This is a genomic window from Microbacterium rhizosphaerae (assembly GCF_034120055.1).
In the GTDB taxonomy this organism is placed as follows: Bacteria; Actinomycetota; Actinomycetes; order Actinomycetales; family Microbacteriaceae; genus Microbacterium; species Microbacterium rhizosphaerae.
Genome location: NZ_CP139368.1, coordinates 1,080,949 through 1,105,525, shown reverse-complemented (window position 1 = coordinate 1,105,525; position 24,577 = coordinate 1,080,949). Strand labels below are relative to the sequence as shown.

Annotated in this window: 19 protein-coding genes, 1 tRNA gene and 1 pseudogene; 5 read left to right on the top strand and 16 right to left on the bottom strand. The window is 68.5% G+C overall.

What is annotated here, in order from left to right; translation table 11 throughout:
• Nucleotides 1-265 precede the first annotated feature (265 nt).
• The 5 genes from SM116_RS04880 to SM116_RS04860 all read right to left on the bottom strand — a co-directional run bounded on the left by SM116_RS04880 (nucleotide 266) and on the right by SM116_RS04860 (nucleotide 9,141).
• Nucleotides 266-1,666 (bottom strand): MFS transporter, encoded by a 1,401-nt coding sequence (locus tag SM116_RS04880; protein ID WP_320943332.1) that lies wholly within the window; start codon nucleotides 1,664-1,666, stop codon nucleotides 266-268.
• Complete coding sequence (locus SM116_RS04875) at nucleotides 1,663-2,220, bottom strand: isochorismatase family protein (RefSeq protein ID WP_320943331.1); 558 nt, start codon at nucleotides 2,218-2,220, stop codon at nucleotides 1,663-1,665. Before SM116_RS04875 ends, SM116_RS04880 begins: the two co-directional genes overlap by 4 nt.
• Nucleotides 2,221-2,278: 58 nt before the next feature.
• Complete coding sequence (locus tag SM116_RS04870) at nucleotides 2,279-3,292, bottom strand: SseB family protein (protein ID WP_320943330.1); 1,014 nt, start codon at nucleotides 3,290-3,292, stop codon at nucleotides 2,279-2,281.
• 75 nt (nucleotides 3,293-3,367) lie between these two features.
• Entirely contained in the window at nucleotides 3,368-5,827 is a 2,460-nt protein-coding gene (locus SM116_RS04865; RefSeq protein ID WP_320944100.1) for an ATP-dependent helicase, read from the bottom strand.
• A 194-nt stretch (nucleotides 5,828-6,021) separates the two neighbouring features.
• Nucleotides 6,022-9,141 carry a S8 family peptidase gene (locus tag SM116_RS04860; protein WP_320943329.1) on the bottom strand — a complete coding sequence of 1,040 codons (3,120 nt, stop codon included), beginning with the start codon at nucleotides 9,139-9,141 and terminating at the stop codon, nucleotides 6,022-6,024.
• 239 nt (nucleotides 9,142-9,380) lie between these two features.
• Here SM116_RS04860 and SM116_RS04855 point away from each other — a divergent pair.
• A tRNA-Met gene (locus SM116_RS04855) sits at nucleotides 9,381-9,456 on the top strand.
• A gap of 151 nt (nucleotides 9,457-9,607) precedes the next feature.
• Here SM116_RS04855 and SM116_RS04850 read toward each other — a convergent pair.
• The 9 genes and pseudogenes from SM116_RS04850 to SM116_RS04810 form a co-directional block, all read right to left on the bottom strand.
• Nucleotides 9,608-9,751, bottom strand: a pseudogene (locus tag SM116_RS04850) (site-specific integrase); the annotation flags it as partial.
• Nucleotides 9,752-10,074: 323 nt separating this feature from the next.
• A complete protein-coding gene (locus tag SM116_RS04845; protein ID WP_320943328.1) occupies nucleotides 10,075-10,728 on the bottom strand; it encodes a hypothetical protein in 654 nt (217 codons plus the stop codon).
• A 737-nt stretch (nucleotides 10,729-11,465) separates the two neighbouring features.
• Complete coding sequence (locus tag SM116_RS04840) at nucleotides 11,466-12,206, bottom strand: hypothetical protein (RefSeq protein ID WP_320943327.1); 741 nt, start codon at nucleotides 12,204-12,206, stop codon at nucleotides 11,466-11,468.
• 139 nt (nucleotides 12,207-12,345) lie between these two features.
• A complete protein-coding gene (locus SM116_RS04835) occupies nucleotides 12,346-13,665 on the bottom strand; it encodes an enolase C-terminal domain-like protein (RefSeq protein ID WP_320943326.1) in 1,320 nt (439 codons plus the stop codon).
• A gap of 100 nt (nucleotides 13,666-13,765) precedes the next feature.
• The gene (locus tag SM116_RS04830; RefSeq protein WP_320943325.1) at nucleotides 13,766-15,283 is read right to left on the bottom strand and encodes a sugar ABC transporter ATP-binding protein; all 1,518 of its coding nucleotides are present in this window, start codon (nucleotides 15,281-15,283) and stop codon (nucleotides 13,766-13,768) included.
• On the bottom strand, nucleotides 15,280-16,284 hold the full coding sequence (locus tag SM116_RS04825; RefSeq protein ID WP_320943324.1) for an ABC transporter permease: 1,005 nt from the start codon (nucleotides 16,282-16,284) through the stop codon (nucleotides 15,280-15,282). Before SM116_RS04825 ends, SM116_RS04830 begins: the two co-directional genes overlap by 4 nt.
• Nucleotides 16,281-17,366, bottom strand: a complete 1,086-nt coding sequence (locus SM116_RS04820) for an ABC transporter permease (protein WP_320943323.1) — start codon at nucleotides 17,364-17,366, stop codon at nucleotides 16,281-16,283. The genes SM116_RS04825 and SM116_RS04820 overlap by 4 nt, the downstream gene beginning before the upstream one ends.
• Nucleotides 17,363-18,454, bottom strand: coding sequence for a mandelate racemase/muconate lactonizing enzyme family protein (locus SM116_RS04815; protein WP_320943322.1), 1,092 nt, complete (start codon nucleotides 18,452-18,454; stop codon nucleotides 17,363-17,365). The genes SM116_RS04820 and SM116_RS04815 overlap by 4 nt, the downstream gene beginning before the upstream one ends.
• A 21-nt stretch (nucleotides 18,455-18,475) precedes the next feature.
• Nucleotides 18,476-19,543, bottom strand: a complete 1,068-nt coding sequence (locus tag SM116_RS04810) for a sugar ABC transporter substrate-binding protein (RefSeq protein ID WP_320943321.1) — start codon at nucleotides 19,541-19,543, stop codon at nucleotides 18,476-18,478.
• A gap of 95 nt (nucleotides 19,544-19,638) precedes the next feature.
• Here SM116_RS04810 and SM116_RS04805 point away from each other — a divergent pair, with 95 nt between their 5' ends.
• Together SM116_RS04805 and SM116_RS04800 are read left to right on the top strand one after the other, a co-directional pair.
• Nucleotides 19,639-20,313, top strand: coding sequence for a GntR family transcriptional regulator (locus SM116_RS04805; protein WP_320943320.1), 675 nt, complete (start codon nucleotides 19,639-19,641; stop codon nucleotides 20,311-20,313).
• A 35-nt stretch (nucleotides 20,314-20,348) separates the two neighbouring features.
• A complete protein-coding gene (locus tag SM116_RS04800) occupies nucleotides 20,349-21,266 on the top strand; it encodes an NADP-dependent oxidoreductase (RefSeq protein WP_320943319.1) in 918 nt (305 codons plus the stop codon).
• Nucleotides 21,267-21,379: 113 nt separating this feature from the next.
• On the opposite strand, the gene SM116_RS04795 is transcribed toward SM116_RS04800, so the two are convergent.
• Together SM116_RS04795 and SM116_RS04790 are read right to left on the bottom strand one after the other, a co-directional pair.
• Nucleotides 21,380-21,913, bottom strand: coding sequence for a flavodoxin domain-containing protein (locus SM116_RS04795; RefSeq protein ID WP_320943318.1), 534 nt, complete (start codon nucleotides 21,911-21,913; stop codon nucleotides 21,380-21,382).
• Nucleotides 21,910-23,085, bottom strand: a complete 1,176-nt coding sequence (locus SM116_RS04790) for a polymer-forming cytoskeletal protein (protein ID WP_320943317.1) — start codon at nucleotides 23,083-23,085, stop codon at nucleotides 21,910-21,912. The genes SM116_RS04795 and SM116_RS04790 overlap by 4 nt, the downstream gene beginning before the upstream one ends.
• A gap of 169 nt (nucleotides 23,086-23,254) precedes the next feature.
• Between SM116_RS04790 and SM116_RS04785 the strand changes: the two genes are divergently transcribed.
• Together SM116_RS04785 and SM116_RS04780 are read left to right on the top strand one after the other, a co-directional pair.
• Nucleotides 23,255-24,130, top strand: a complete 876-nt coding sequence (locus tag SM116_RS04785) for an SAM-dependent methyltransferase (RefSeq protein WP_320943316.1) — start codon at nucleotides 23,255-23,257, stop codon at nucleotides 24,128-24,130.
• A gap of 42 nt (nucleotides 24,131-24,172) precedes the next feature.
• Nucleotides 24,173-24,565: a YccF domain-containing protein gene (locus SM116_RS04780; protein WP_320943315.1), complete on the top strand. Its 393-nt coding sequence runs from the start codon at nucleotides 24,173-24,175 to the stop codon at nucleotides 24,563-24,565.
• Nucleotides 24,566-24,577: the final 12 nt, after the last annotated feature.

Sequence of the window (24,577 nt, the reverse complement as noted above, 5' to 3'; positions counted from 1 at the left end):
GGCCAGGCTGACAACGCCGGATGCCCGACGTACCGTCGGGCCTGACCTCGATCACGGCCTCCCTCACAGTGTCCGACGGTCCCGCCGCCCTGGACTTCTCCCGAAGAGCCTTCGGGGCGTCTCGCCCACGGCGCCGGATTCTGCACACGAGCAGACTTCCGCACTTCTGCGGACCGTAAGTCGGGAAGGCGTCCGCGGTTATGCAGATCTCCGCCGTTGGGCGGGCGCGGGGGCGGGCGCGGGCATGCGCAACGGCGGAGGCCGGTCAGTGCCCTCGCGAGGGCAGCCGGCGATCGAGCAGCACGAGGGCGAGAACCGCGACCCCGGCGATGAGCACAACGACTGCCGACACGTGGAGACCCGCATCCGTCGCCCTGCCCGGGTACGCGAGCGCGATGAGCGCCGACGCGAAGATCGCGCCGAGGTACGACGCGGTGCGCGCGAGGCCGGATGCCACACCGATCTGGTCGGCCGTCGTCTGCGTGTAGAGCGCGGCCTGGTTGCTCGTGCCGGTGAAGCCCAGTGCGACGCCGAACAGCAGGCTGAGCGCGACCAGAAGCACGATGTTCGTCGTGCTCGTGACGACCATCATGGCCGCGCCGCCGGCGATGAGGGCGACCGCGCTGATCGTCAGCGGGCCGCGGATGAGCGCACGCCGCGAGATCACGGCAGCACCCGCGGCGGCGACGACCGACATCGGAAGCATGATGAGTCCGCTGACGCTCGCCGGGTAGCCATGGCTGTCCTCGAGCCACTGCACGTATCCGTACAGCACGGTGTACGCCGCTGCGAGCGCGATGGTCTGGCGCAGATAGGTGCGCGTGAGCGGGCCGTTGCGACGCAGCATCCTGACGTCGATGAAGGGCTGTGACGCACGCAGCTCCCACAGGATCAGCGCTGCGAGCGCGACGACGAAGACCGCGACGAGCCACCAGGCGAGATGGCGCACGTCCGAGAGGACGGCGATGAGCGCGACGACGGATGCGGCGAACAGCAGCATGCCGAGCGGGTCCAGGGCCCGCGCGAGCTCACGACCGCCGCGGCGCGGGCGCGCGGCATCCTTCGGCAGCCAGATGAGGGCCATCGCGAGGCCGATCAGCCCCAGCGGGATGTTCACCGCGAACGCCGCCGGCCATCCCCACACGCCGACGAGCACACCGCCGAGCGGGAGTCCCAGCGCCGCGGACGACTGCGCGGCGATCGAGATGCCGCCGAGGACTCCGCCGGGGATGCCGATCCTCGCCGTGTCGGCGCGGTGACGGATCATCGCCATCGCCGTGGGATATCCGGCCGCCGTGCCGATGCCGATGAGCGCCCGCGACACGATGAGCCAGGCGAAAGTCGGGGCGAAGGTGCCGACGATGCCGGCGATCGTGAGGACGACGAGTCCGCCGACGAAGACCCGGCGCGCGCCGAACTGCTCCCCGAGACGGCCCATGGCCGGCTGCGCGACGGCGCTGGCGACGTAGACAGCGGCCACGAGCACGGCGGTCTGCCCGGCGCCCACGCCGAACGCCGTCCCGATGGCGACGAGCGAGGTCGCGAGGATCGAGGAGTTGATCGGGTTGAGCGACGTGCCCCACAGCAGCGGAGTCACGAAGCGCGCGCCGAACGGGTGAGGGCTGCCCTCACGCCGCTCGCGCGCCTCCGTACTCCGGGAGGTCACCGCCCGTTCGCCGCCAGAAGCTCGAGGATCTCGTCGGTCGTGCCGGTCTCGCTGATGCGGGGAAGGATGCGGGTCACCGCGTGCTCGTGGTTCACCGGATCCATGTCGGCCACTGCATCCGTCGCGATCGTGACGTTGTAGCCGTGCTCGTGCGCCGCCCGCGCCGTGGACTCGACGCCCGCGCTCGTGGCGATGCCTGCCAGAACGACCTGGGTCGCACCGGCATCCCGCAGCCGCTCGTCGAGGTCCGTGCCGTGGAAGGCGCCCCACGTCTGCTTCGTCACGCGGATCGTGCCGGGCGCGTCCGGGCGCAGCTCGGGCAGCAGCTCTGCCCAGTTCTCCGGGCGCGGGGCGTTCGGTCGGGCACGCTCGACGCGACCCGGCGCTCCGCCCGTCACGTTGACGAGCACGACCGGCAGACCCGCCGCGCGGAAGGCATCCGCGAGCCGTACCGCCTGCGCGACGACGGGTTCGGCGGCGGGAGTGCCCGCGATGCCCTGCTGCAGGTCGATGACGACGAGCGCGGACTGCGGGTCGAGGGTGGTGACGGTCATGACGCCCTTTCGGAGAACCTTCATACAGGTTAACTATGCAGTCGACCTGTCTGGGTCGTCACTCCTCGGCAGCGGCGAAGGCGGAAGCCAGATCGGCTCGCGAGAGCTGGATCCAGGGACCCGCGGGATCCACGACGATGCCCGTGAGTCCGTCGTCGCCCTCGAAACCCGAGGCGAGCTGGTCGATGCGGATCGGCATCGGCTGGTCGCCGCGTCCCATCGCGAGCACCTCGAGCGGGTGCGAGAACACCTCGAGGAAGCGCTCGCCCGACGCGTTGCGGGACTCGGCGAGGCCCCACTCGTCCTCTTCACGCGCGCGGTTCGCCGCGAGCCACAGCGGGACATGGGGCAGCGCCGCCGCAACGAGCGCCGGGGTCTCGGACGTGCGCTCACCCGCGAGCAGCGTCTTGACGGTGAACTCGTCATCGCTCTCCTCCAGCGCCCGTTCGATGAGCTGGCGCGGAATGACGATCGGGCTCTGGCGCGATGCGTGGTCGAGGATGATCCCGCCGTAGGGGCCGGCGAGCACCGAGCGCAGCACGATGCCGGCGTCCTGGCTCATCGCCGACGAGTCGAGCTGACCGTCGGCGCGCACCGCGGCCTGGAGTGCCGAGCCGCCGCTGAAGACCAGCACGAAGGGGGTGTCCTCGATGGATGCCACAGCCAGCGGCAGCTCCTTGCCCTCGGCCGCGAGCGAACGGGCATCGCCGCGCACGCGCAGGAACAACTGACCCTGCAGCAGCTGCCGGGCGACGCCCACGACCTGTGTGCCGTTGGCCTCCTCGGGGAGGGCGGCGATCGCATCGCGCAGCAGGATGTTGTCGGTGAGACCCGGGATGCCGTCGGCTTCTGCCTGCGGGGCGGCGGCGGCGCTGGCGGACGCCGGCGTCGGAGCGGCGCCGAGACCGCCGAAAGAGGAGACCGAGATGCCGACCTGGGGAGTCTCCTCGGCGGAGGCGGAGGCGGACTCCTGCGTCTCCTGCGTCTCCTCCGATTCGGCTGTGGACGCGGCGTCGGGGGTTCCCGCATCCTGCTCGGAAGACGACTTCGGACGACGCGAGAACAAGGCCATGCGTCGAGCCTAACCGCCGCTTCGAGGCGGCTCACTCGCGAGGCGAGCGCGGCCCGCCTGTGATTCCGCCTCCGCTCAGATCTTGGTGATCGGGGCGACCTTGATCAGCAGCTTCTTCAGGCCGCCGGAGTCGAAGCGGACGTGCGCGACACGCTTCGCACCCTCGCCGGTGACGGCATCCACACGCCCCTCGCCGAAGTCGTCGTGACGGATGCGGTCCCCCGCCTCGAGCACCATGTCGCCGTTGTCGCGCAGCTTCGCCGGGATGCGATTCGGGAACCGGTCGAGCGACGTCGACTTCGGCGCGAGCGCCGGCGGATCGTCGTGACGGATCTGCCGGCGGCCCCACCCCGATCCGCCGCTGCCCGGCCGCGCGTTGAGCGCGCGCGACTGGGTGCCGCCGCGGGAGTTCACGTCGCCAGGCGACTGGCGCCAGTCGACGAGCTCGCCGGGGATCTCCTGCAGGAAGCGACTCGGCATCGCCACCGAGATCTCGCCGAACTGCGCGCGCGTCATCGCGAGCGTGAGGTAGAGCCGCTTGCGCGCACGGGTGACGCCGACGTAGAAGAGGCGACGCTCCTCCGCGGGGCCACCGGGCTCGTTCGCCGAGATGCGGTGCGGGATGAGGTCCTCCTCGACACCCGTGATGAACACGGCGTCGTACTCGAGGCCCTTCGCGGTGTGCAGCGTCATGAGCGACACCGAGCCCGACGCATCCTCGAGGTCATCCGTGTCGGAGACGAGCGCGACCTCGGCGAGGAAGTCGATGACGGTGCCCTCGGGGTTGTTGCGGGCGAACTCGCGCGCCACCGCGATGAGCTCGTCGACGTTCTCCAGTCGCGCCTCGTCCTGGGCGTCGCGGCTCATCCGCAGCGCATCGCGGTACCCGCTGCGGTCCATGAGCAGCGTGAGCCCGTCGGCGACCGCGGTGGGTGGAGCGAGCTCGCCGGAGGCCGGCAGCATCAGGTCCGTCGCATCCGCCAGCACCTGATCGAGCTGCGCGATCGCGGCCTGCATCTTCGGACCGACCCCGAGCGCCGACGCGTTCGCGAGGGCGTCGCGGAACGTGATGCCCTCGTTCTGGGCGTACCGCGCGATCGCCTCGACCGTCACGTCGCCGATGCCGCGACGCGGTCGGTTGATGATGCGGCGGAGGGCCATCTCATCCGCTGGGTTCGCGACCGCGACGAGGTAGGCGAGGGCGTCCTTGATCTCGGCGCGCTCGTAGAACCGCGTGCCGCCCATGATCTTGTAGGGCACGGCCGCGCGGATGAAGATCTCCTCCAGTGCACGGGACTGCGAATTCGTCCGGTAGAACACCGCCATCTGGGAGTAGTCGACGCCCGTGCGGCGGAGCGCATCCACTTCCTCGGCGACGAACTGGGCCTCGTCGTGCTGCGAGTAGCCCGTGTAGCCGACGATCTTCTCACCGGGCCCGTCCGCGCTCCACAGGCGCTTGTCCTTGCGGTCGAAGTTGTTGCTGATGACCGCGTTCGCCGCACTCAGGATGTTCTGCGTCGACCGGTAGTTCTGCTCCAGCAGGACGACCTTCGCACCGGGGAAATCTCGTTCGAACTCCGTGATGTTGCGGATGTCGGCGCCGCGGAACGCGTAGATCGACTGATCCGAGTCGCCCACGACGGTGAGGGATGCGCCTTCCCCGCCGGCGTCCCGACCCGACGGCCGGTCCGGCTCGAAGATCATCATGCCGTTCGACTCGAACGGCTCAGCGACGGAGTCGGAGATCGGGCGCGTCAGCTCGTGGATGAGCGCGTACTGGGCCGCGTTCGTGTCCTGGTACTCGTCGACGAGGACGTGGCGGAACCGACGCCGGTAGACATCCGCGACTCGCGGGAACGCGCGGAACAGGAACACCGTCTGGCCGATGAGGTCGTCGAAGTCGAAGGCGTTCGCGCGCTGCAGCTCGCGCTGGTAGTCGCCGAACAGCTCGACGAACACCCGCTCGGCGGGGTCGTTCATGTTGGCCTGGCGGGCGTAGGACTCGGCATCCGCCAGTTCGTTCTTGAGCTTGGAGATCCTGCCCTGAACGGCCGCGGGAGTCAGGCCGAAGGCATCCGCCTCACGCTCCTTCACCAGCCGCTTGATGAGCGCGCGCGAGTCACCGGAGTCGTAGATCGTGAACGACTTCGTGAAGCCGAACTGCTCGGCCTCGCGTCGGAGGATGCGCACGCACGCCGAGTGGAACGTCGAGATCCACATGCCCTTCGCACTGTTGCCGACGAGCTGCTCGACCCGCTCGCGCATCTCTCCCGCGGCCTTGTTCGTGAACGTGATCGCGAGGATCTCGCTCGGCCACGCCTCGCGCGAGCGCAGGAGGCTCGCGATGCGGCGCGTCAGCACGCTGGTCTTGCCCGAGCCCGCGCCCGCGACGATGAGCAGCGCCTGTCCGCGGTAGACGACCGCCTCCCGCTGCTGCGAGTTGAGGCCGACGAGGAGGTCGTCGTCGGGTCGGGTCTCGCCGGCGTGCGGACCGTGGTCGCCTCCGACGATGATCCCCACACTCCCTGCGGGCATCGCCGGTGCGCTGCGTGGAGCCTCGGAGCGCGTGGGCCCAGGGGTGGATGCGTCGATCATGGCCCTTCGAGTCTAGGCGGCGGCGCCGACAGCGACACCGGTCGGGCGATCGCCGGCGCCGCCGCGACGGAGTCCGCACGCGAAGGCGGGGCCCGTCGATGACGAGCCCCGCCCTGCGTTTCAGTACCGGTGCGTCACTTCACCGGGGTGAGGAGCGCTTCGCTCTCGCCCGCGGCGTTGTCCGGCACCACCGTCATGACACCCAGCGGCTTCTGCGCCGCGAACGCCGAGGCGCTCAGGGCGACATTCAGCTGCTGCGTCGCGCCCGGCGCGACAGCCGGCCCGCCGTCACCGAAGCTCAGCGCCGGCGTCCACGGGTTGTAGGTGGCCACACCCGCGACCCCGTCGGAGCCGCCGTTGACGGAGGAGAATCCCGCTGCGGCGTAGCTGAACGTCCCGTTCGTCGACGAGAGACCGAGGTCGCTCGCGAAGACCGGAAGCAGCGCGGTGCTGCTGTCCGTCGGCGCCGAAGCGAGGAACCCGGTGGAGCCGAGCGCCCGGGTCGCGATGTCGTAGACGAACACGCCCGTCCGGCCGTCGGGTGTGCCCGACGTGACCTGACCGTAGTCGGCCGAGAACACGATGTGGTCCGCGGCGCCGTCGCCGTTGGTGTCGAGATCGATGTCGAACTCGTTCTCGGCGGCGTTGTTCCACTTCTTCCACGTGTTGACGGCGAAGACCAGCAGCTGGTCTCCCCCACCGACGTCCCACGACTGCACGCCGACGGCGCGGACGTCGTAGCCGGTGTCCGACGAGGACACGTCCCGCGCGTCGCTGAGACCCCACGTGTAGGCATCGGTCTGACCCGGGAGAGCCGCGCCCGGGTTGCGCAGCGTGATCGCCTTCGAGCTGTCGGCGTTCGTCATCCACTGCCCCGACACCTGTGCCGACACGCGGCTGAGCGAACGGGGCACCAGCAGGTACGGCACGCGCAGCGCCGACGAGCCGGAGGTCAGCAGCACGTCGCCCGAGATCTCGTAGAACCCGAAGGTGCCGGCCGTCGACGTCGGAACCGCACTCGGCGCCGCCGACAGCGAGACCGAGAACTTCGCGGTGCCGTGCGCGGGAACCGTGATCGACGGCACGCTGAACGTCACAGTAGAGGCACGCGACTGCGTGGATGCCTCGGCGGTCGGCGTGTACGTCACCGGGCTGTCGCCGTGGTTGGTCAGCTGCACCGTCTTCGTGCCCTTGAAGCCCTGGGCGGACTCCTGGAACCCGAAGTTCAGAGCGGTCTGACTCAGCTTGCCGTCCGTGGTCGTGTAGGTGTCGCCGGATGCGGTCACCTGGGTCGCCACCACGCCAGCGGCGTTGACCAGTCCCACACCGCCGAGGGTGAGCTTCTGGTGAGCGACCTTCGACGGATCGGCCGTCGACACGACGGCCTGCGCGACATCGTTGCCCGACCACGTGGGATGGGCCTGCACGGCGAGAGCCGCGACACCGGTCACGTGCGGAGCCGCCATCGATGTGCCCGAGAGCACTTCGCTGTCGCTGCCGGTCCCCACTGCGGTGGAGCGGATCGAGACGCCGGGCGCTGCCACGTCGACGCCGAGTCCGGAGTCGCCGTTGCGGGGGCCGCCCGAGCTGAACGATGCATAGCCGCGGAAGCCCGGGTTGGCCAGGTCTGCCGCCGTCACCGTGGCGGGGTTGCCGCTCACGAAGGCGCTCGCATCCGTCGAGCGGACACCGAGGAACGGGATGGTGACCGTGTACGCCTCACCCGTGTCGGGGTTGCTCAGGATCGCGCCCTCGAACGGCGGGTAGTCCGTCGAGGTGTTGATCATGAGCGCCGCCGCAGCCCCGGCCTTCTGAGCGAAGATCGCCTTCGCGACACGCGCGCAGGTGCCGCGGAGCGACACGGCCAGCTGGTTGCCCCCGGGGACGACGCCCGCCTTCGTGTACGCCTCGGTCGAGCAGCCGAGCGCCTCGTTCTCCGCCGTGTTCGGGTCGTCCGTCAGGCGCACGACGGTCATCTGCGGCAGACCCGCCAGGCTCGCGCCGTTGGCGTTGATCGCCGACACGTTCTTGCCGCCCGTGGCGACGTTCGCGCCGGGGAAGGTCGCGGTGCTGTCGACCGCGGCGACCGAGATGACGCCGTCACCCGTCGACGGCGAGCCGACGATGTAGGGGTTCGGCCCCGAGTTGCCCGCGGAGGCGACGACGACGACTCCCGCGCCCACGGCGTTGGAGGCGGCGACCGCGTCCGCGTCACCGGGTCCGCCGAACGACGAGCCGAGAGACATGTTGATCACGTCCATGCCGTGGTCGACGGCCCAGTCGATCGCCGGCACGACGACATCCGTCGAGCCTTCGCAGCCGAAGACGCGGATCGCGTACAGGTCCGACTGCGGCGCGACGCCGGGGCCGATCTTGAAGCTCTTCGCGGGTGTCGACGAGTCGTACGGTCCTGTGTAGGTGCTGCCGTCGGGGTTCACGCCGTCACCGGCGGCCGTGCCCGCGACGTGGCTGCCGTGGCCCTGGCAGTCGAGCGGGTTCGCGTCGGGGTGAGGGGTCGGCTGGTACGTGGCCGACGCAGGGTCGGCGTTGTAGGAGTCGCCGACGAGGTCGGTGCCCCCCTTGACGCGCGGCGCAGTCGGGCCGAACAGCGCGGGGTCCGCCGGCTGGGTCTCGTTCGCGTGAGCAGCGGTGTACGCCGCCACGGTGCCCGGGCCGCCGAAGTTCGCGTGGGTGTAGTCGATACCGGTGTCGATGATGCCGACCTTGACGTTCCTGCCCGTGAAGCCGGTGTTCTGCCACACGTCCGGAACGCCGAGGAAGGGCACCGAGACCGCGTTGTCGAGCGTGTAGGTGCGCGCCGGGTAGACGGCGACGACGTTCGGCAGCGCCGCGATCGCGTCGACCGCCTTGCGCGGGACGGACACCTGGATGCCGTTGTAGGCGGACTGCATCTGGGCGACGACCTTGCCGCCCTTGCTCGCGATGGCGCCGATGATCGCATCCTGCTGCTTCTTGAGCGTGCCCTTCACCGAGTCGCGCTCCGCGGCCGTCAGCTTCCGGCCCTGCTTGGCCTGGACGACCGACGTGGGGTCGCCGCTCATCTGCACGATGACGTCCACGGTGCCGTCGGCGGCGACGGATGCCGGCACGAAGTTCGCGCCGGTCGCACCCCGGGGGGTCGTCTCGAACCGTGCCGCTGGTCCGTTGTCAGGGGATGGTGGGGCGGCCATGGCTGCCGTGGCCGGAATCGAGAGCGCGATGGCGCCCGCGATCGCCAGTATGCGTCGATGCAAGGGATCACCTCTTCCTCGTGCACTGGGGGTGCACTCGAGATCGAACGCTATGCGCCAGTTCATGGGGAGTCAACAGGATATTTTCAGATTGAGCAGATCGCTCAACCCACGGCCGCTCGGGTCGCTTTCGTGGCCCGTAGCGCCCCGCTGCCGGATGTCGCGGACACCGAGAGACACACAGCGAAACCTCATGTCTCCCTGACGATGGATGCGGGTCCCCCCGGCTAGCGTGAGTTCATCGCGGCGATCCGGGCGGTCCCGGGCACCGGCTCATAACCGGTTGTGCTGCGGGTTCGACTCCCGCCGTCGCGTCCACGTCGGCGACCCTCAGATCCCAGGTTTTCAAGGGATTTCGGGCCGTGTTTCTTCCGCACTGAACCCCTTTGACCACATTTTGCCCACACTTTTCGGACATCGAGGCGCGCCGAACTCAGGCGAGTCAAGCCCACCGCCGTCGGAATAATGGTCAACGCGACGTGACGGCGGCGTTCCTGGCGGCGTTGAGCGAGGTGGAGACGGCGTCGAGGTCGTCGTCGAAGAGGTCGGCATAGACATCGAGGGTCATCGCCGCGGAGGCGTGGCCGAGCATCCGCTGCACGGCCTTGACGTGGGGTTCGACGTCAGCGAGGTCTACGGTGATTGGGAACGACATCCCCTCAACGACACGTCGACAACGATCATCATCGTCGCGCACGCTCGCTGACGGACCGGCTTGCGAGTCGCGGAAGCGTGGTTCGCTGAGCGAGCCGGCCACATCACCTCGCTCGGCAACCGGTTCTATCCCTCTTCACGCGATCCGTTGTGGGGCGGACGCGCCGGCCGCCGATCTGCAGGCTTGGCTATCTCGCGAATGATCAACGAACTGCCCATCCGCGCCGCTGGCTTCCCGGCGTTCCTGACCGAGATGGCAACGGCATGGCGCTGGGCGGGCGCTCAGCCACCGAAGTGGGCTTGGATGACGAACTCTGTCTGGTTCGCCGTGCAGGCGTCGCCCACCTGGGTCCCGATCGGCTGTGTGACGGACTGCGATGAGCCCGGCTTCAGGGCAGGGTCCCTGAGCCGCGGTACGAGCTGGGTGAGCAATCCCTTCAGCGGCGACTGCGACGACGCCGCCTGTGCGGCGAGATCCGTCGCTGCCTGATCGACTCTCGTCCTCCACTCGTCCGCACCGAATGCCTTCGTCAAGTACCCGTTGTCGGCGTCCGACAGCTCGCCGGCGACCCAGGAGAACTTCTTGCAGTCCATCGTGACGGCCGCATCGCGCGTGAACTCGTCTGTCGAGAAGTGCGGCACTGCGGTCCAGTCAGCATTCGCGGGGATCAACACGTGAAGGGTTCCGTCCATGCCGGCCACAACCGGCCACGCGAACTCCTTCGTGCCGCCGCACCTTCCGTGGTAGGGCGCATCGTCGAGCATCATCGCGTTGCCACGAGTCGTCCGGTCGCCGAACCCGACTTCGAAGAACGTGCCGCCGGTGCACTGGAAGTCGACGACGACCGAGCGCGCACCCGCCGGGATCGGCATCGTCGCGCCCACGGACGGGTCGCCCGCGGAGGTATGCCCCGCCAGCGGTGTGGGCGGGGGCATCGTGATCGCCGGAGTTGATGTCGGCCTGGTGGTCGCGGGAGTGAATGCGGTTGCCCGCGCGCTCGTCCCGCTATTGGCCGCACAGCCGGCGAACGCGAGTGCCATCGGGACGATCAAGCAAGCCACGAGCAGGGTCCGTCCGCGCGGGTAGGGGCTGGCCATCGGTCTCCTTCTGTACGCGACGGCTCAGAATATCAACCACATTTCGAGAAACGTACACGAGGGGTCCACGAACGTTGACGCGCCAGTTGTCGCCGACACCGACCAAAGGCCGGGGACGGGATCCACAGGCGCGCCTTACCAGCCCGACCCTTGCCCGCTGAGCGACCGGTCGGAGTGCTGGCCAGGGCCTCCTATCGCGCGCCGAACCAGGACTTGTCGCCCTCGGCGTCACGACTGAGGACGCAGATGCTCAGTGACCCTCATGCACGTCTCCGAAGACGCGCGATCAGCCGAGTACCTCGCGATCGCGTCCCAGCACATCACCGATGGCTTCGCGATCGCACACACCGCACGGATCTGGGTGTTCGGCGCTCCCGGGCCGCGCATCCGGGGCCTTCGGGCGGCCAACCCGGATGCGGGTGTTCCCGCGGCGTGCGTGCAGGCCATCGCGGGGTTCGCCGCTGACGCACACAGCGTCCGACCCCCGGACTCGTGCGCGGCATCCCGTCGTCCCGGCTCGGACCCACCGCGACGGACGGACCCATCATCCCGGCACTCGTGGTGCTGATCGCGGCTCAGGCGGCGCCCTCCGGCGGCATGCACCGAATGGCGCGCATGTCTCCATCGAGGGTCACGTCGCCGACTCCCTGGGGCACGAGCACGACGTCCCCGGCCAGGAGCGGCAGGTGATCATCCGCCCATCCAAGAGTGCCCACTCCCTCGGTCACGACGAGCACAGTGAACTGTGCCGGCAGCCGCAGACCTGGTCCGCGCTGCAAGACGACCGACTCCGCGCGGAAGAATCGCCGCGCGGCAGCGGGGAACAACACCGAACCGCTCTGGGCGGGGACGGCGCCGACCGTCTCGGCGAGACGATCCGAACCGAAACGGCTCCGATCGATGCAGCTGAGCGCGGTCGTGACATCCAGACCGAGCAGCCCGTCCTCCCGGGCAAGCCGCTCGAACGGCGCGTACTCCAGGATCACCGAGAGATCGACGGGTTCCTGGAGTTCACCGGTGTGGAGCAGCTTGCAGAGGATCTGCGGGTTCGCGCCGAATCGCGCGACATGCTCCCGTCCGAGGAATCCGACAGGATCGGCCTCGATGAGCTCGCGCAGGTACACACTGTCTACCAGTGTCAGTCCTTCTTCGGCGTGGCCGAAGGTCGTGACCACCGAGGCGAGGCGGTCCTCCGGCGCTCGATCCTCGCCCGACGGGCTGACCCGGCGGAATCGTTCGATCGCCGCGCCGCCGCGGTACGGACGCGGCACAGGTCTGTTCATCGGCAGCCGGATGGGGCGGAGGTCGGACGGCATCAGCGGCTCCATTCCGAGACATTGGCGAGGGGGAGCGCGGCGAGGAATCCGCCGCCGAGAACTCTCGACGGATCGCTCCGGATGCCGTATCGGCGGCCGAGCCGCGTTCTCTTCGGCGTGTTCCGCTGGGCGAGCCTGATCAGGAGAGCGCGGCCCGCCAGTACGTCCCATCGGGGAATCGGAACTCCTCGATCGTCGCAGGGAGGATCTCGGCGCTGTACCCGGGACGGGACGGAACGACATATCGAGCACCCTCGACGACGCACGGGTCTGCGAAGTGCTCATGCAGGTGGTCGACGTACTCGGTGACGCGGCTCTCGGTCGTCCCCGTCAAGGCGATGTAGTCGAAGATCGAGAGGTGCTGGACGAGCTCGCACAGTCCCACGCCGCCCGCGTGCGGACACACCGGGATCCCACGCTTCGCAGCCATCAGGTAGACGGCGAGGATCTCGTTGATGCTCGCCATCCTGGCGGAGTCGATCTGGCAGTAGTCGATCGCCTCGGCCTGCAGGAGCTGCTTGAAGAGCACACGATTCATGCCGTGCTCCCCCGTGGCGATGCCGATCGGCGCTACTTCGGCACGGATGGCGGCATGCCCGAGCACATCGTCGGGACTCGTCGGCTCCTCCACCCAGTACAGGTCGAATTCGGCGAGGGCATTCACCCAGTCGATCGCCTGCGGCACGTCCCACATCTGGTTCGCGTCGATCATGAGCTTGACATCGGGACCGACCGTCTCACGCGCGAGGGCGACACGGCGCCTGTCCTCGTCGAGGTCGCGACCTACCTTGAGCTTGACGTGCCTGTAGCCGTCCGCGACCGCACGGTTCAGGAGCCGCACCATCTTCTCGTCGTCGTAACCGAGCCACCCGGCGCTCGTCGTGTAGCACGGGTAGCCGCCGGCGACCCGGAGGTCTGCGAGACGACCGGCTCTCAGCGGCTCCGTCGCCCGGAGCATCTCGATCGCCTCGTCGCGCGTGATCTCATCCGAGAGGTAGCGGAGGTCGAGTGCGTCGACGAGCGTCTCCGTGGGCAGCTCGACGAGATATCGCCACACCGGCTTCCCGGCTCGGCGGGCCGCAAGGTCCCACAGGGCATTCATCACGGCTGCCATCGCAAGGTGCACGACGCCCTTCTCGGGGCCGAGCCAGCGCAGCTGCGAGTCCGAGGCGAGCATGCGGTAGGCGCCCCCGAGGTCGCCGACCAGGTCGTCGAGCTCGCGGCCCACCAGATGGCGGGCGTACTGGGCGGCTGCGGCTGCGCAGAGTTCGTTGCCGCGACCGATCGTGAACGTGAAGCCGTGGCCGCGAAGGGGCTCGCCGTTCACGCTCTCATCGGTCAGCAGGATGACGTAGGCGGCCGAATAGTCGCCGTCCTGATTCATCGCGTCGGAGCCGTCGGCGGTCAGGGATGTCGGAAAGCGAAGGTCGTGGATCTCCACGGCGGTGATGGTGCTCAAGAGCATGGCCTCGTATCGGTGTGTCCGGCGTCGGCGACCCACCTGAGTTCGCCGGGGGTCAGGGTGGTGAGTCGTCCCGGATGCGAACGGATGGAGATGGTCACGCGGCTGTCTCCGAACGGTGGATGCGGTGGATGACGGCTGTGCTCATCGTGTCGTAGTCGTGGGTGTTGTCCACCTCACCGCGCACGGTGAACCGGTCCATCACGATGATCCGATCGGCGAGCGTGACCATCTCGGCGAGGTCGCTCGAGATGAGGAGGATCGCGAGCCCCTCGTCCGCGAGCTTCCAGATGAGTTCGTAGAACGCGCGCTTGGTCTTGACGTCGATGCCGACGGTCGGCTCGTCGATGATGAGGATCCGGGTCTTCGCCGCCAGCCATTTCGCCAGCGACACCTTCTGCTGGTTTCCGCCGGAGAGCTGCCCGGCGAGCTGATCCTGCGTCGAGATCTTGATCTCCAGCGCCTCGACGAACTCGGTCACGGTGTCGCGCTCGCGCTTGTACGGCACGCGTCCGAGGAAGCGGCTGAGCTCCGTCCAGACGGTCACCGCGATGTTGCGGGTGATCGATTGCAGGAGGAACACGCCCTCCTCCTTGCGGTTCTCGGTCACATAGCCCATGCGGAAGCGCTGAAGTGCGTCTCGGACCGATCGGATGCGCACGGCAGTGCCGTCGACGAGCGTCTCTCCGGCGGTGACGCGCTCGAGACCGAGGATCGAACGGGCGAGCTCGGTGCGACCGGCGCCGACGAGTCCGTACATGCCGACGATCTCGCCCGGATGGACCGAGAGGGATATCGCGCGGTGGCCGGCCGACGTGCTGACATCCCGCAATTCGAGTGCGGGTGTACCCGTGCGATCGACGGTGCGCACCTCCACTTCCATCGCACCCAGTGTGCGGCCGACCATCGTGCTCACGACCTCCTCGCGACTCGTGTCTGCGATGGGCCTCGACTCCATGACGGTGCTGCCATCGCGCAGCACGGTGATCGCATCGCAATGAGCGAAGACCTCGTCGAGCTTGTGGCTCACGAGCACGATCGCAGTGCCCTGCTCGGCCAGTTGGTGGACCACCGTGTAGAGACGGTCGGCTTCGTCGTTGCTCAGCGACGCCGTGGGCTCGTCGAGCAGCAGCACCGTCGCGCGACGGTAGAGGCCGCGAGCGATCTCGACGAGCTGTGTCTGCGCCGCCGAGAGATCGCGCATCGGCGTGCGGGGGTCGAGATCGAGATCGAGCATCTCCAAGCACCTCCTGGCCTCGCGCCACACCGCAGGCCAGTCGATGCGGCCCGCGCGGCGCGGCATCGCGGACAGGGCGATGTTCTCCCCGACGGTGAAATCGCGCACGACGTTGCGCTCCTGATGCACGACGCCGATGCCGGCATCCATCGACTCGAGCGGGTTCGAGAACGAGACCGACGTGCCGTGCAGGAGCATGGCGCCCTGGTCTGCCGGCTGCACACCCGTGACGATCTTGATCAGCGTCGACTTGCCTGCGCCGTTCTCGCCCATGAGTGCGTGGATCGACCCCGCCTCGACCGTGATGTTGGCATCGGCGAGCGCCACGACACCCGGGAATGTCTTGCGCAGATTCTTCACCTGAAGTGCGACAGTCATCCGGCCACCTCCGCAAGCGCCGCTTCCGCGCGCCTGGATCGAAGAATGCTGGCGCGACGCGCCGCCTGGACTTCACGCAGCCGGCCGAGGGCGACCGTTCCCAGGACCACGGCACCGACGACGAAGTTCACGGCGCTGGTATCGAACTTGAAGATCGCGCTGGCGGCGTCGACAAGGCGTACGACCATGGCCGCCAGGACCGTGCCCAGCACGGCCACCGTGCCTCCCGCCAGGCCGACCCCGCCGATGATGGGCGCCGCGAAGCTCGGCATGAGCCAGTCACCGCCGATGGAGGAGTTGACGCCCGGCAGGATCGCGAGGGTCACGAATGCCGCGGCGCCGCAGAGCAGACCGGAGAGCGTGTGGGCCACGACGAGGGTGCGGTCGATCGAGATGCCGGCCAGTTCCGCGGCGTGGGCGTTGCCGCCGCTGGCGAGCAGACGCCTGCCCGATACCGATTGTGAGAAGAACAGCGCCACGACACCGGCGACGAGCAGGGTCAGGACGAAGACATTCGGGATGCCGAGGACCTCCGCATCCCCGAAGTCGGTGACGGGGCTCCATGCGCTGCTGCCGAAGGTGCGCGTCCCGACGAGTCCGTACTGGACGCCGATGAGGATCTGCGTCATGGCGAGTGTCACGATGAACCCGTTGATGCGGGTTCCCACGACGAGCAGTCCGTTCGCAAGGCCGAGCAGGGCTCCCACCAGGACTGTGGACAGTGCGCCGATCCACGGGGGCACACCCCATGACGTGATCATGACCCCGGCCGCGCACGCGGCGACGCCGCCGATCGCACCGACCGCCAGATTCAGCTGACCCACGCACAGCGTGATCATCTGCGCGAGGCCGATCAGGATTGGGACGCTGAGGTAGGTGAAGAAGGCTGTCATCGACACCGGACCGAAGAACCTGCCCGAGGTGGCGACTCCGAGCAGCGCCGCACCCACGACGACGACGCCGACCAACAGCAGGTTGTTCGCGCTGATGAGGCGTTTCATCGGTTGCCCTCCGCATCCTGGAGCTCGACGGCGAGTGTGGCGATGGATTCCTCCGCCTTCGGAGGCCGTCGTTTCGCGAGCAGCAGCCGGACACGGTCGGTGGCGAGAGCGGCGAGCAGGATGGCGCCGAGCAGCACGTTGAGCGCCTCGATCCCGACTTGGAACAGCAGCAGCCCGTTGCGGATCACCGAGGTCAGCGTGATGCCGAGGAAGGTGCCGATCACCGAGACGGCGCCGCCGGCGAGAAGCGTTCCGCCGAGGATCGGTCCGAGGAAGGACGGCAGCATGAATTCGCTCCCGATCGCCGGGGTGAACGATCCCGTGCTGGCGGCGAGCATGAACCCGGCGACCGCGGCGAGGAGCCCGGACGCAGCATGTACCAGGATGAGGCGGCGCTTGGTCGGGACGCCGGAGAGCTCCGCAGCGTGGATGTTGCTGCCCGTCATGAGGGTCTCGCGACCGATGCGGGTACTCGAATAGAAGTAGCCGACCAGCGCCATGCAGACGAGCGCCGGGATGACGAGCAGAGGCACAGCGGTCGAACCGCACGTGTCGCGCCAGCAGATGTCGGCGAACGTGCCGGTGCCGAGCTCGGCGAATCCCGGCGGTTGGACCGTGAAGGCCTGACCCGTGCTCCAGCTCGAGTACAGCGTGGGGATGAGTCCGAGCAGGGTGAAGTTCATCGCGAGGGTCACGATGAACGAGTTGACACCGGTCTGGGCGATGATCCAGCCCGCCAGACCGCCGAGGGCCGCCCCCACGACGAGACCGATGGCGAGGCCGGGCAGCAGCGGCAGCTTCAGGTTCTGGAAGCAGGCGCCCATGACGAGTGAGGAGACTCCCGCCAGCTGACCGACGGCGAGATTCATGTGGCCGACGGAGAGGACCATCATCTGAGACAGCCCGACCACCGTGAAGATCGAGATCGTGGTCATCAGCGGCGCGATGGAGAAAGGGCCGTTGAGGAACATCGGCTTGAGTGCCGCGAAGGTCCCGAAGAGGACGACGATGAGGATGACGAGCAGCGAGCGCGGCGAGCGGAGTTCCGCGCGGCCCCAGCGACCCAGTCTCGACTCGGTCATGCGACGATCCTGTTCTCGATGGCGTCGCGATTCCAGTCGATGCCGAGCCCGACGGTCTCCGGTGCCAGAGCCCGCCCGTTCTGCACCGTCATCTCGGAGTCGGTGATCGCTCGCAGCTGAGGGATGTGCTCGACATACCGACCATTGGGCACCGCGGCCACGAGGCTCACGTGGAGCTCCATGAGGAAGTGGGGGCACACGTCGATGTTGAAGGTCTCCGCGAGGTGAGCGACTTTCAGCCATGGGGTTATTCCGCCGACGCGCGCGACGTCGACCTGCACGATCCCCGCCGCCCCTCGATCGAGGTATTCGCGGAACTGGCCCGCGGAGTACAGGGACTCGCCGACCGCGATCGGTGTCGAGGTCGAGCGCGCGAGGCGCACGTGCCCCTCGATGTCGTCGGCCGGCAGAGGTTCCTCGATCCATGCGAGACCGAGGTCTTCGAACATGCGGGCACGGCGGATGGCCTCCGTCGAGGTCATCGACTGGTTGGCGTCGACCATGAGGTCGAAGTCCGATCCGACGGCCGCGCGGACTGCAGCGAGGCGCTCACGGTCCTCGTGGCCGCTCGGCTTGCCGATCTTCACCTTGACGCCGCTGAGGCCCTTGCGCCGCGAGTCGAGTGCACCTTCGACGAGCTCATCCTGCGAGAGGTGGAGCCATCCCCCTTCCGTGTCGTAGAGCGGGACATCGCGGCGGAAGCCACCGGCGAGCCGCCACAGTGGCAGACCGGCGCGATGTGCAGCGATGTCCCACAGCGCAGTGTCGACCGCGGCGAGCGCGAGCGATGTGATCGCGCCCGTCGTCGTCGCGCGAGTCGAGGCGAACAGGCAGTGCCAGATCGCCTCGATGCGATCGGCTTCGCGGCCGATCAGCAGGTCGAGCAGGTGGTCGCGCAGCATCGACAGGACTGCGCGACCCCCTGTTCCGATCGTGTACGAGTAGCCGCGGCCACGAAGACCGTCGCTCGTGGTGATCTCGACGAAGATCGTCTCCTGCTTGACGAAGCTCTGCACGGCATCCGTGCGCTGCGTCTCGACGGCGACATCTATCAGATAGGCACGGGCGTCGGTGATCGTACCGGCCATGGTCGTCTCCTTAGCGCCGGATCACTTGCAGCTGAGCAGTTCGTTCTGGAACTTGCTCTTCAGCGTCTTGCCGAAGTCCTGGCGCTGCTGGTCGTAGGTGTCGGCGTTGTCCTTCGTGACCACGAACGAGCCCGAGTCGACGACGACGCCGGGCTGCTTCATCGTGCAGGCTTTGGTGGCGAGCTGGCCGAGGACCCATCCGCCTACGTATGCCTGCGCGCCCGGGTTCTGTACGACGGTGCCTGCGATGGAGCCCTCCTTGATGCCGGCGATGATGGTGGGGTCGTCGTCGATCGCGATGAGCTTGATCGGAAGGCCGGCGGCCTTGATCCCCGCAGCGCTCGCGACCGCCGGGTTGTACGCCGTGGTGACGATGCCGTTGATCTCCGAACCATGCGCGGCGAGGAGGTCCGAGACCGCCTTCTGCGCGGTGGCGAGGTCCTTGTCGATGTCGGTGACGGTCGTCAGCAGTGTGACAGCGCCGTTCGTCTCGTCGACGGCCTTCTTGACGCCCGCCTCGCGGCGCTGCGTGTTCGAGTCGACCGCGTTGCCGGTCAGATGCACGAGGTTGCCCTTGCCACCCATCGCCGCGATGGCCGCCTTGGCGGCGAGGTAGGCAGCCTGCTGCGTGTCGGTCGAGAGGCAGAAGTCGGCATCGTTGGTGTCGCCCGCGGGGCAGGACGCCAGCGAACCGACCGAGATCCCCGCGCTCTTGAGCTTCTTGAACTCCGAGTTGATGTCCGTGGGCGAAACGCCGAAGATGCCGATCGCGTTGTACCCGTTGGAGACGAGCGAGTTCAGCACGTCGTTCTGCTTGGACTGGTCCCAGCCGGCAGTCTCGTTGAAGGTGAAATCGCCGAAGCCGAAGTCGGTCTTCGCCTTGGTGCCCCACTCCTTCCACGGCTGGAAGTAGGGATGCGCACCGCCGGGCACGAGCGCGAGCTTCACGGAAGACGCGGACTCCGCCTTGCCTCCGCCGGTCGAGCCGCTGTTCTGAGCCGCCGAGGTGCAGCCGGTCAGGACGAGGAGGAGGGCCGCGGCAGCGGCGGCCGCCGCGATTCCCGCACCAGGTCGGGTGATGCTTCTCATCATTGAGCCTCTCAAGATCGGATATCGTAGATCGTATTGGATCTTCGGTTGCTATGATGTGGCGTCATGGGGTTGGTGTCAAGTCGGAGGAATCGATGACGAGCATGGGTCAGCTGCCCGCTCTGGGGACCGGCGTGCGAGTCATGCTGGGCGACGAGGTCTACGCGGTCCTCCAGCTGGCGATCATGGACGGCACGATCCCACCCGACGAGCGACTCAATGCCGGCGAGCTCGCCCGAAGGTTCGAGGTGTCCCCGACCCCGGTGCGCGAGGCCCTCGCTCGCCTCGAGTCCGACGGTCTCGTGGAGAAGCTGCCGCTCAAGGGGTACCGCACAACGAATCTCCTCAACGAGCAGGAGCTGATCGACCTGTTCGAGCTCCGGCTGCTGCTGGAGCCCGGAAGCGCCGCGCGCGCCGCCGAACGGCGCACCCCGGCTGACATCGCCGAGCTTCGTCGCGAGATCGAGATCGCTGTGTCGGCGATCGGACGTGCGGACGCCTACGCGGTCCTTTCGCAGCACGACATGCGACTGCACGATCACGTCTTCCTGGCAGCCCGGAACGAGACCGTCCGGCTCGCGTACACGCGCGCCCACTGCCACCTGCACACGTTCCGCCTCGCCTACACAGGCTCTTATGTCGCGGACACCGTGCACGAGCATGCCGCCCTGGTGGATGCAATCGCACGGGGCGACATCACCGGGGCGGAGACAGCCATGCGCGAGCACATCGAGCTGTCGCGCGAACGCCTGCTGCAGGTCTTCCGCTGATCGGTTCAGATCATGCGACTTCTCGGAGGTACTCGATGAAAGCAATCGTTGCGACGGATCGCACCGCGGGAGCATCCGGGATCACTCAGCTGGAGCTGCCGCAGCCGACGCCGGCGATCAATGACGTCGTGGTGGAGGTCCGCGCGTCGGGCTTCGTCCCGGGCGAGTGGGAGTGGCCCTCGACGTGGGCCGATCGCTCCGGTCGAGGGCGGTCCCGGCCGGTCCTCGGGCACGAGTTCGCCGGGGTGGTCACAGCTCTCGGCTACGGCACGACAGGGCTCTCCATCGGGCAGCGGGTGCTCGGGATCACGGACTGGCATCGTGACGGGACCCTGGCCGAGTTCGTCGCGGTGGAAGCCCGCAACCTCGCTCCCCTGCCCGGGGATGTCGACTTCACGGTCGGTGCGAGTCTGCCGATCTCGGGGCTGACCGCCTGGCAGGGCCTCTTCCCGCACGGCCGTCTTCGGGCAGGCCAGACGGTGCTCGCCCACGGCGCAGCCGGTGCGGTCGGATCCCTCGTCACACAGCTGGCCCGCGAGGCCGGTGCCTATGTCGTCGGCACGGGGAGGGGGAGCGACCGACAGGCGGCGCTGGAGTTCGGTGCGAACGAGTTCCTCGACCTCGACAACGAGAGCATCGGCGATCTCGGTGGGGTCGACCTGGTGTTCGATGTCATCGGCGGCGATGTCCAGAAGCACTCGGCGCGCATCATCCGCCCCGGTGGCGCGCTGGTATCGATCGTCGGACCGGTGGAAGAACGCCCGGCAGACGGCCGCGCCGTCGACTTCGTGGTCGAGGCCATTCCGGGTCAGCTGCGGAAGATCGTGCAACGCGTGCGCGACGGGCGTCTTCGCCCGCACATCGGCCTTGTCGCCACGCTCGACGACGCGCCTGCCGCCATGAATCCGACCGAACGGCGCCGGGGCAAGACCGTCATCCGCGTTCGCATGTGACGACCCGGGGAGCTCATCCGCCCCATGCGAAACGAGTCGTGTTCAACGAGGCTGAAGAGCCATCCGACCGACGCCCCTCCACCTGCCGGCCTTCCCGCCATCCCGTCGGCTCATCACGTCCGAGCCGCGGCGAGACTGTCGGCGATCGAGTCCGCCCACCCCTCGATGACGTCCCACTCCCGGAAGTCCCCCTCGGGCAGGATCTCGCGGATGCCCGGCATCCAGGCCACGATCCGGTCCCCTCCCCGGATCTTGTCGTGGTGATAGGCCCCGCGGAACACCTGAGTGCCCCGCGGATGGATGAGTTCGGCGTACGTGGCGAACTGCTTCGGCTCTGCCCCCTTCAGCACGTCGTTCCCGTCCTTGTCCACGGTCTCCGTGCCGAGCGGGCCGCTGCTGAAGAGCCAGGTCGGGTGCGCGGCGAGCACATCGGCGTGGTGCTTGACGAACGTCCGCGCACCCTTCCGCCAGCGGAATTCGTAGGTGGCCGAACCGACGACGTAGGCGTCGAATCCGGATGCGTCGCCGATGTCGCTGCAGCGCACGACCTCCGCCTCGAGCCCGCGTGTGCGCAGTCGCTCGCCGATGCGCTCGGCGATGCCCTCCGTCGCGCCGTACTTGCTCTCGTAGGCGACGAGTACCTTCATGTCGAACCTCCTTGGTCTCCGACCGGTGGATGTGCGGGGGCGAGCGGCGCGCGCCCCGCATCCACATCCGCCCTGACTGTCCATGGACGCTGGCTGTAGAACTCCAGCAGCTGGGCGCCCAGCCCGAAGAAGACCATCGCGATCCCCACCAGGATGTTGAGCCAGGGGATCTGCAGCGCGGTGATCAGGATCACTCCCCCGACGAGAGACTTCACCGCTGGATGCTCCCGGCCGCGCAGCAGCAGCCGCCCGATGTAGAACGCGCCGTACACGAACGTGAACAGGATCAGGACGGTCCAGATCAGGATGCCCGCCAGGGCCAACGGCGCGCCCACGATCGTGACGAGAAGGAAGAGCAGTGCGACGGGGACGACGATGGATGCCACGAAGCCCACCAGCAGCGCCTTCCACGGCGAGGGCACGAGGTGGTCGGTCACGCGTCGCAGCCAGCGCGGGATGAGAAGTCCCGCGAGCGCGGCGACGATGGTCAACGCGACCAGCGCGTAGAGCAACCCCAGGAACCACCCGAGCGCCACAGCCCATGGCGAGACCTCGACGGCGCGCGGCCGCGTCGGCTTCACGTGGTGGACGGTTCCGCTCACCGCGCCAGCCGCGATGTGCGCAGGAGTGTCGCTGTAGTACGTGACGTTGCCGCCGACGGAGCCGTCGATGCTGAGGTGTCCGACACTGACGACCATGTCCCGGCCGACCGTGCCCGCGATCCCGATGTCGCCGGCGGCGGCCACGACGTCCTGTCCGACGGACCCTGCGTCGCCGAGGCTGACGTTCGTGCCGAAGAGGGTGCCGCTGCGTGCGACGGTGCCGGTGATGCTGATGTCCTGGCCGGCTAGTCTGACGTTGCCCTCGACTGTGCCCGTGATCGAGATCGTCTGGCCGGCAGCGATCACGTCGCCGGTGACATCACCGCTGATCGTCACGCTCTGACCGGCCGCGTAGACGTCTCCGTCGATGTGTCCGGGGACGTCGACGAACGTGCCGGCGTAGAACTGCGGACCTGTGAGATCGCCCGCCGCGGCGGGCGCCGCAGCCCCTGCGGAAGGGGCCGTCGGCGACGCGCCGACGGCGCCCGTGCCTGAGCCGATGACGAGGATGCCCGCCAGAAGGGCTGCGCCGGCCACCGCGAACCTGCGGCTGTATGACAGAACTCTCATCGGTCGTCGCCTCCTGGACCCGGGGGCACATCGTCGGGATGCGCCAGACCAGTGTGCGCGATCACCCGAGACGCGCTGCAGGGCCGAAGGTCCCGTCGACCGGACCGGCAGCGTTCCGCCTGCAGCGAATCCGTCCGTGCCGGCCGACACTCCGCAACAGGATGGATGCATGCCCGTTGCAGGAGTCGGTGTCACCGCGGTCGCGGTCGCCGCGGCCCGCGCCCTCGAGTCGGCTCGTCCGGATGCCCTCGTCCAGGACCCGTGGGCGGCGACGCTCGTGCGCGCATCCGGCATCACCGTACCGTTCCCGCAGCGGTGGCCCGAGAGCCTCGACGACGTCCCCGCGATCGAGCATTCGATGCTGCTGGGCGCGATGTACATCGGCTTGCGCACGCGCTTCATCGACGACGAGCTCCGCAGGGGCGGACTGACGCAGGTCGCCATCCTCGGCAGCGGTCTCGACACGCGCTCGTGGCGACTGGACTGGCCCGACGGGACCCGCGTGTTCGAGCTCGACGCGCCGGACGTGATCGACTTCGTCGACAGGGCGATGGATGCCGCGCCCTCCCCCGCGACCGCGCAGCGTATCGCCGTGCCCGGCGATGTCACCGAACCGCGGGCGTCGGACGTCGTCGCGGCCGGGTTGCACCCCGGCATCCCGACGCACTGGGTGCTCGAGGGGCTCCTGCCCTACCTCAGCGCCCACGACCAGAGCGGCGTCCTGGACGACGTCCTCGCGCTGTCCGCACCCGGCTCCCGGGCCGTGATCGAGCGCGCACCGGCGCTCCCCGACACTCCGCAGACCCGCGAGCGGCTCGAGACCTTCGCGGTCGCGACCGGCATCCCCTTCGACGAACTCCTCGCCCGGACCGACCCGCCCGACCCAGCCGACGTGCTGCGCGCCGCCGGCTGGGTCGTCGAGGAGGTGTCTGTCGTCGACCTCGAACGCCGCTACGCGCGGCCCCTCGCGATCGATCGGACGGAGCGGTCGGACGCATCCCAGCGCGGCGGCTTCGTCACGGCGTATCGACGTGACGCAGGCTGAGCCCGCAGCCGTCTCACGGCCGAACCGTGGCACGATCGGATCGTGCGCACGCTCCTCAACATCTTCTGGCTCATCCTCTGCGGCTTCTGGATGTTCCTCGGCTACCTCGCGTTCGGACTGCTGCTCTGCATCCCGATCATCACGATCCCGTGGGCGATCGCGTCCTTCCGCATCGGCGTGTACGCGCTGTGGCCGTTCGGCCAGACGATCGTCGCCAAGCCGAGCGCCGGCGTCGGCTCGTTCCTCGGCAATGTGATCTGGGTGATCTTCGCGGGTCTGTGGCTCGCCCTCGGCAACATCGCCTTCGGCATCGCGCTGTGCATCACCCTCATCGGGATCCCGCTCGGCATCGCGAGCTTCAAGCTGGTTCCGGTGTCGCTCATGCCGCTCGGCAAGGAGATCGTGCCCGTCGACGCCGTGCGCGCCGCCGCGTAACGCGGCGCCGCA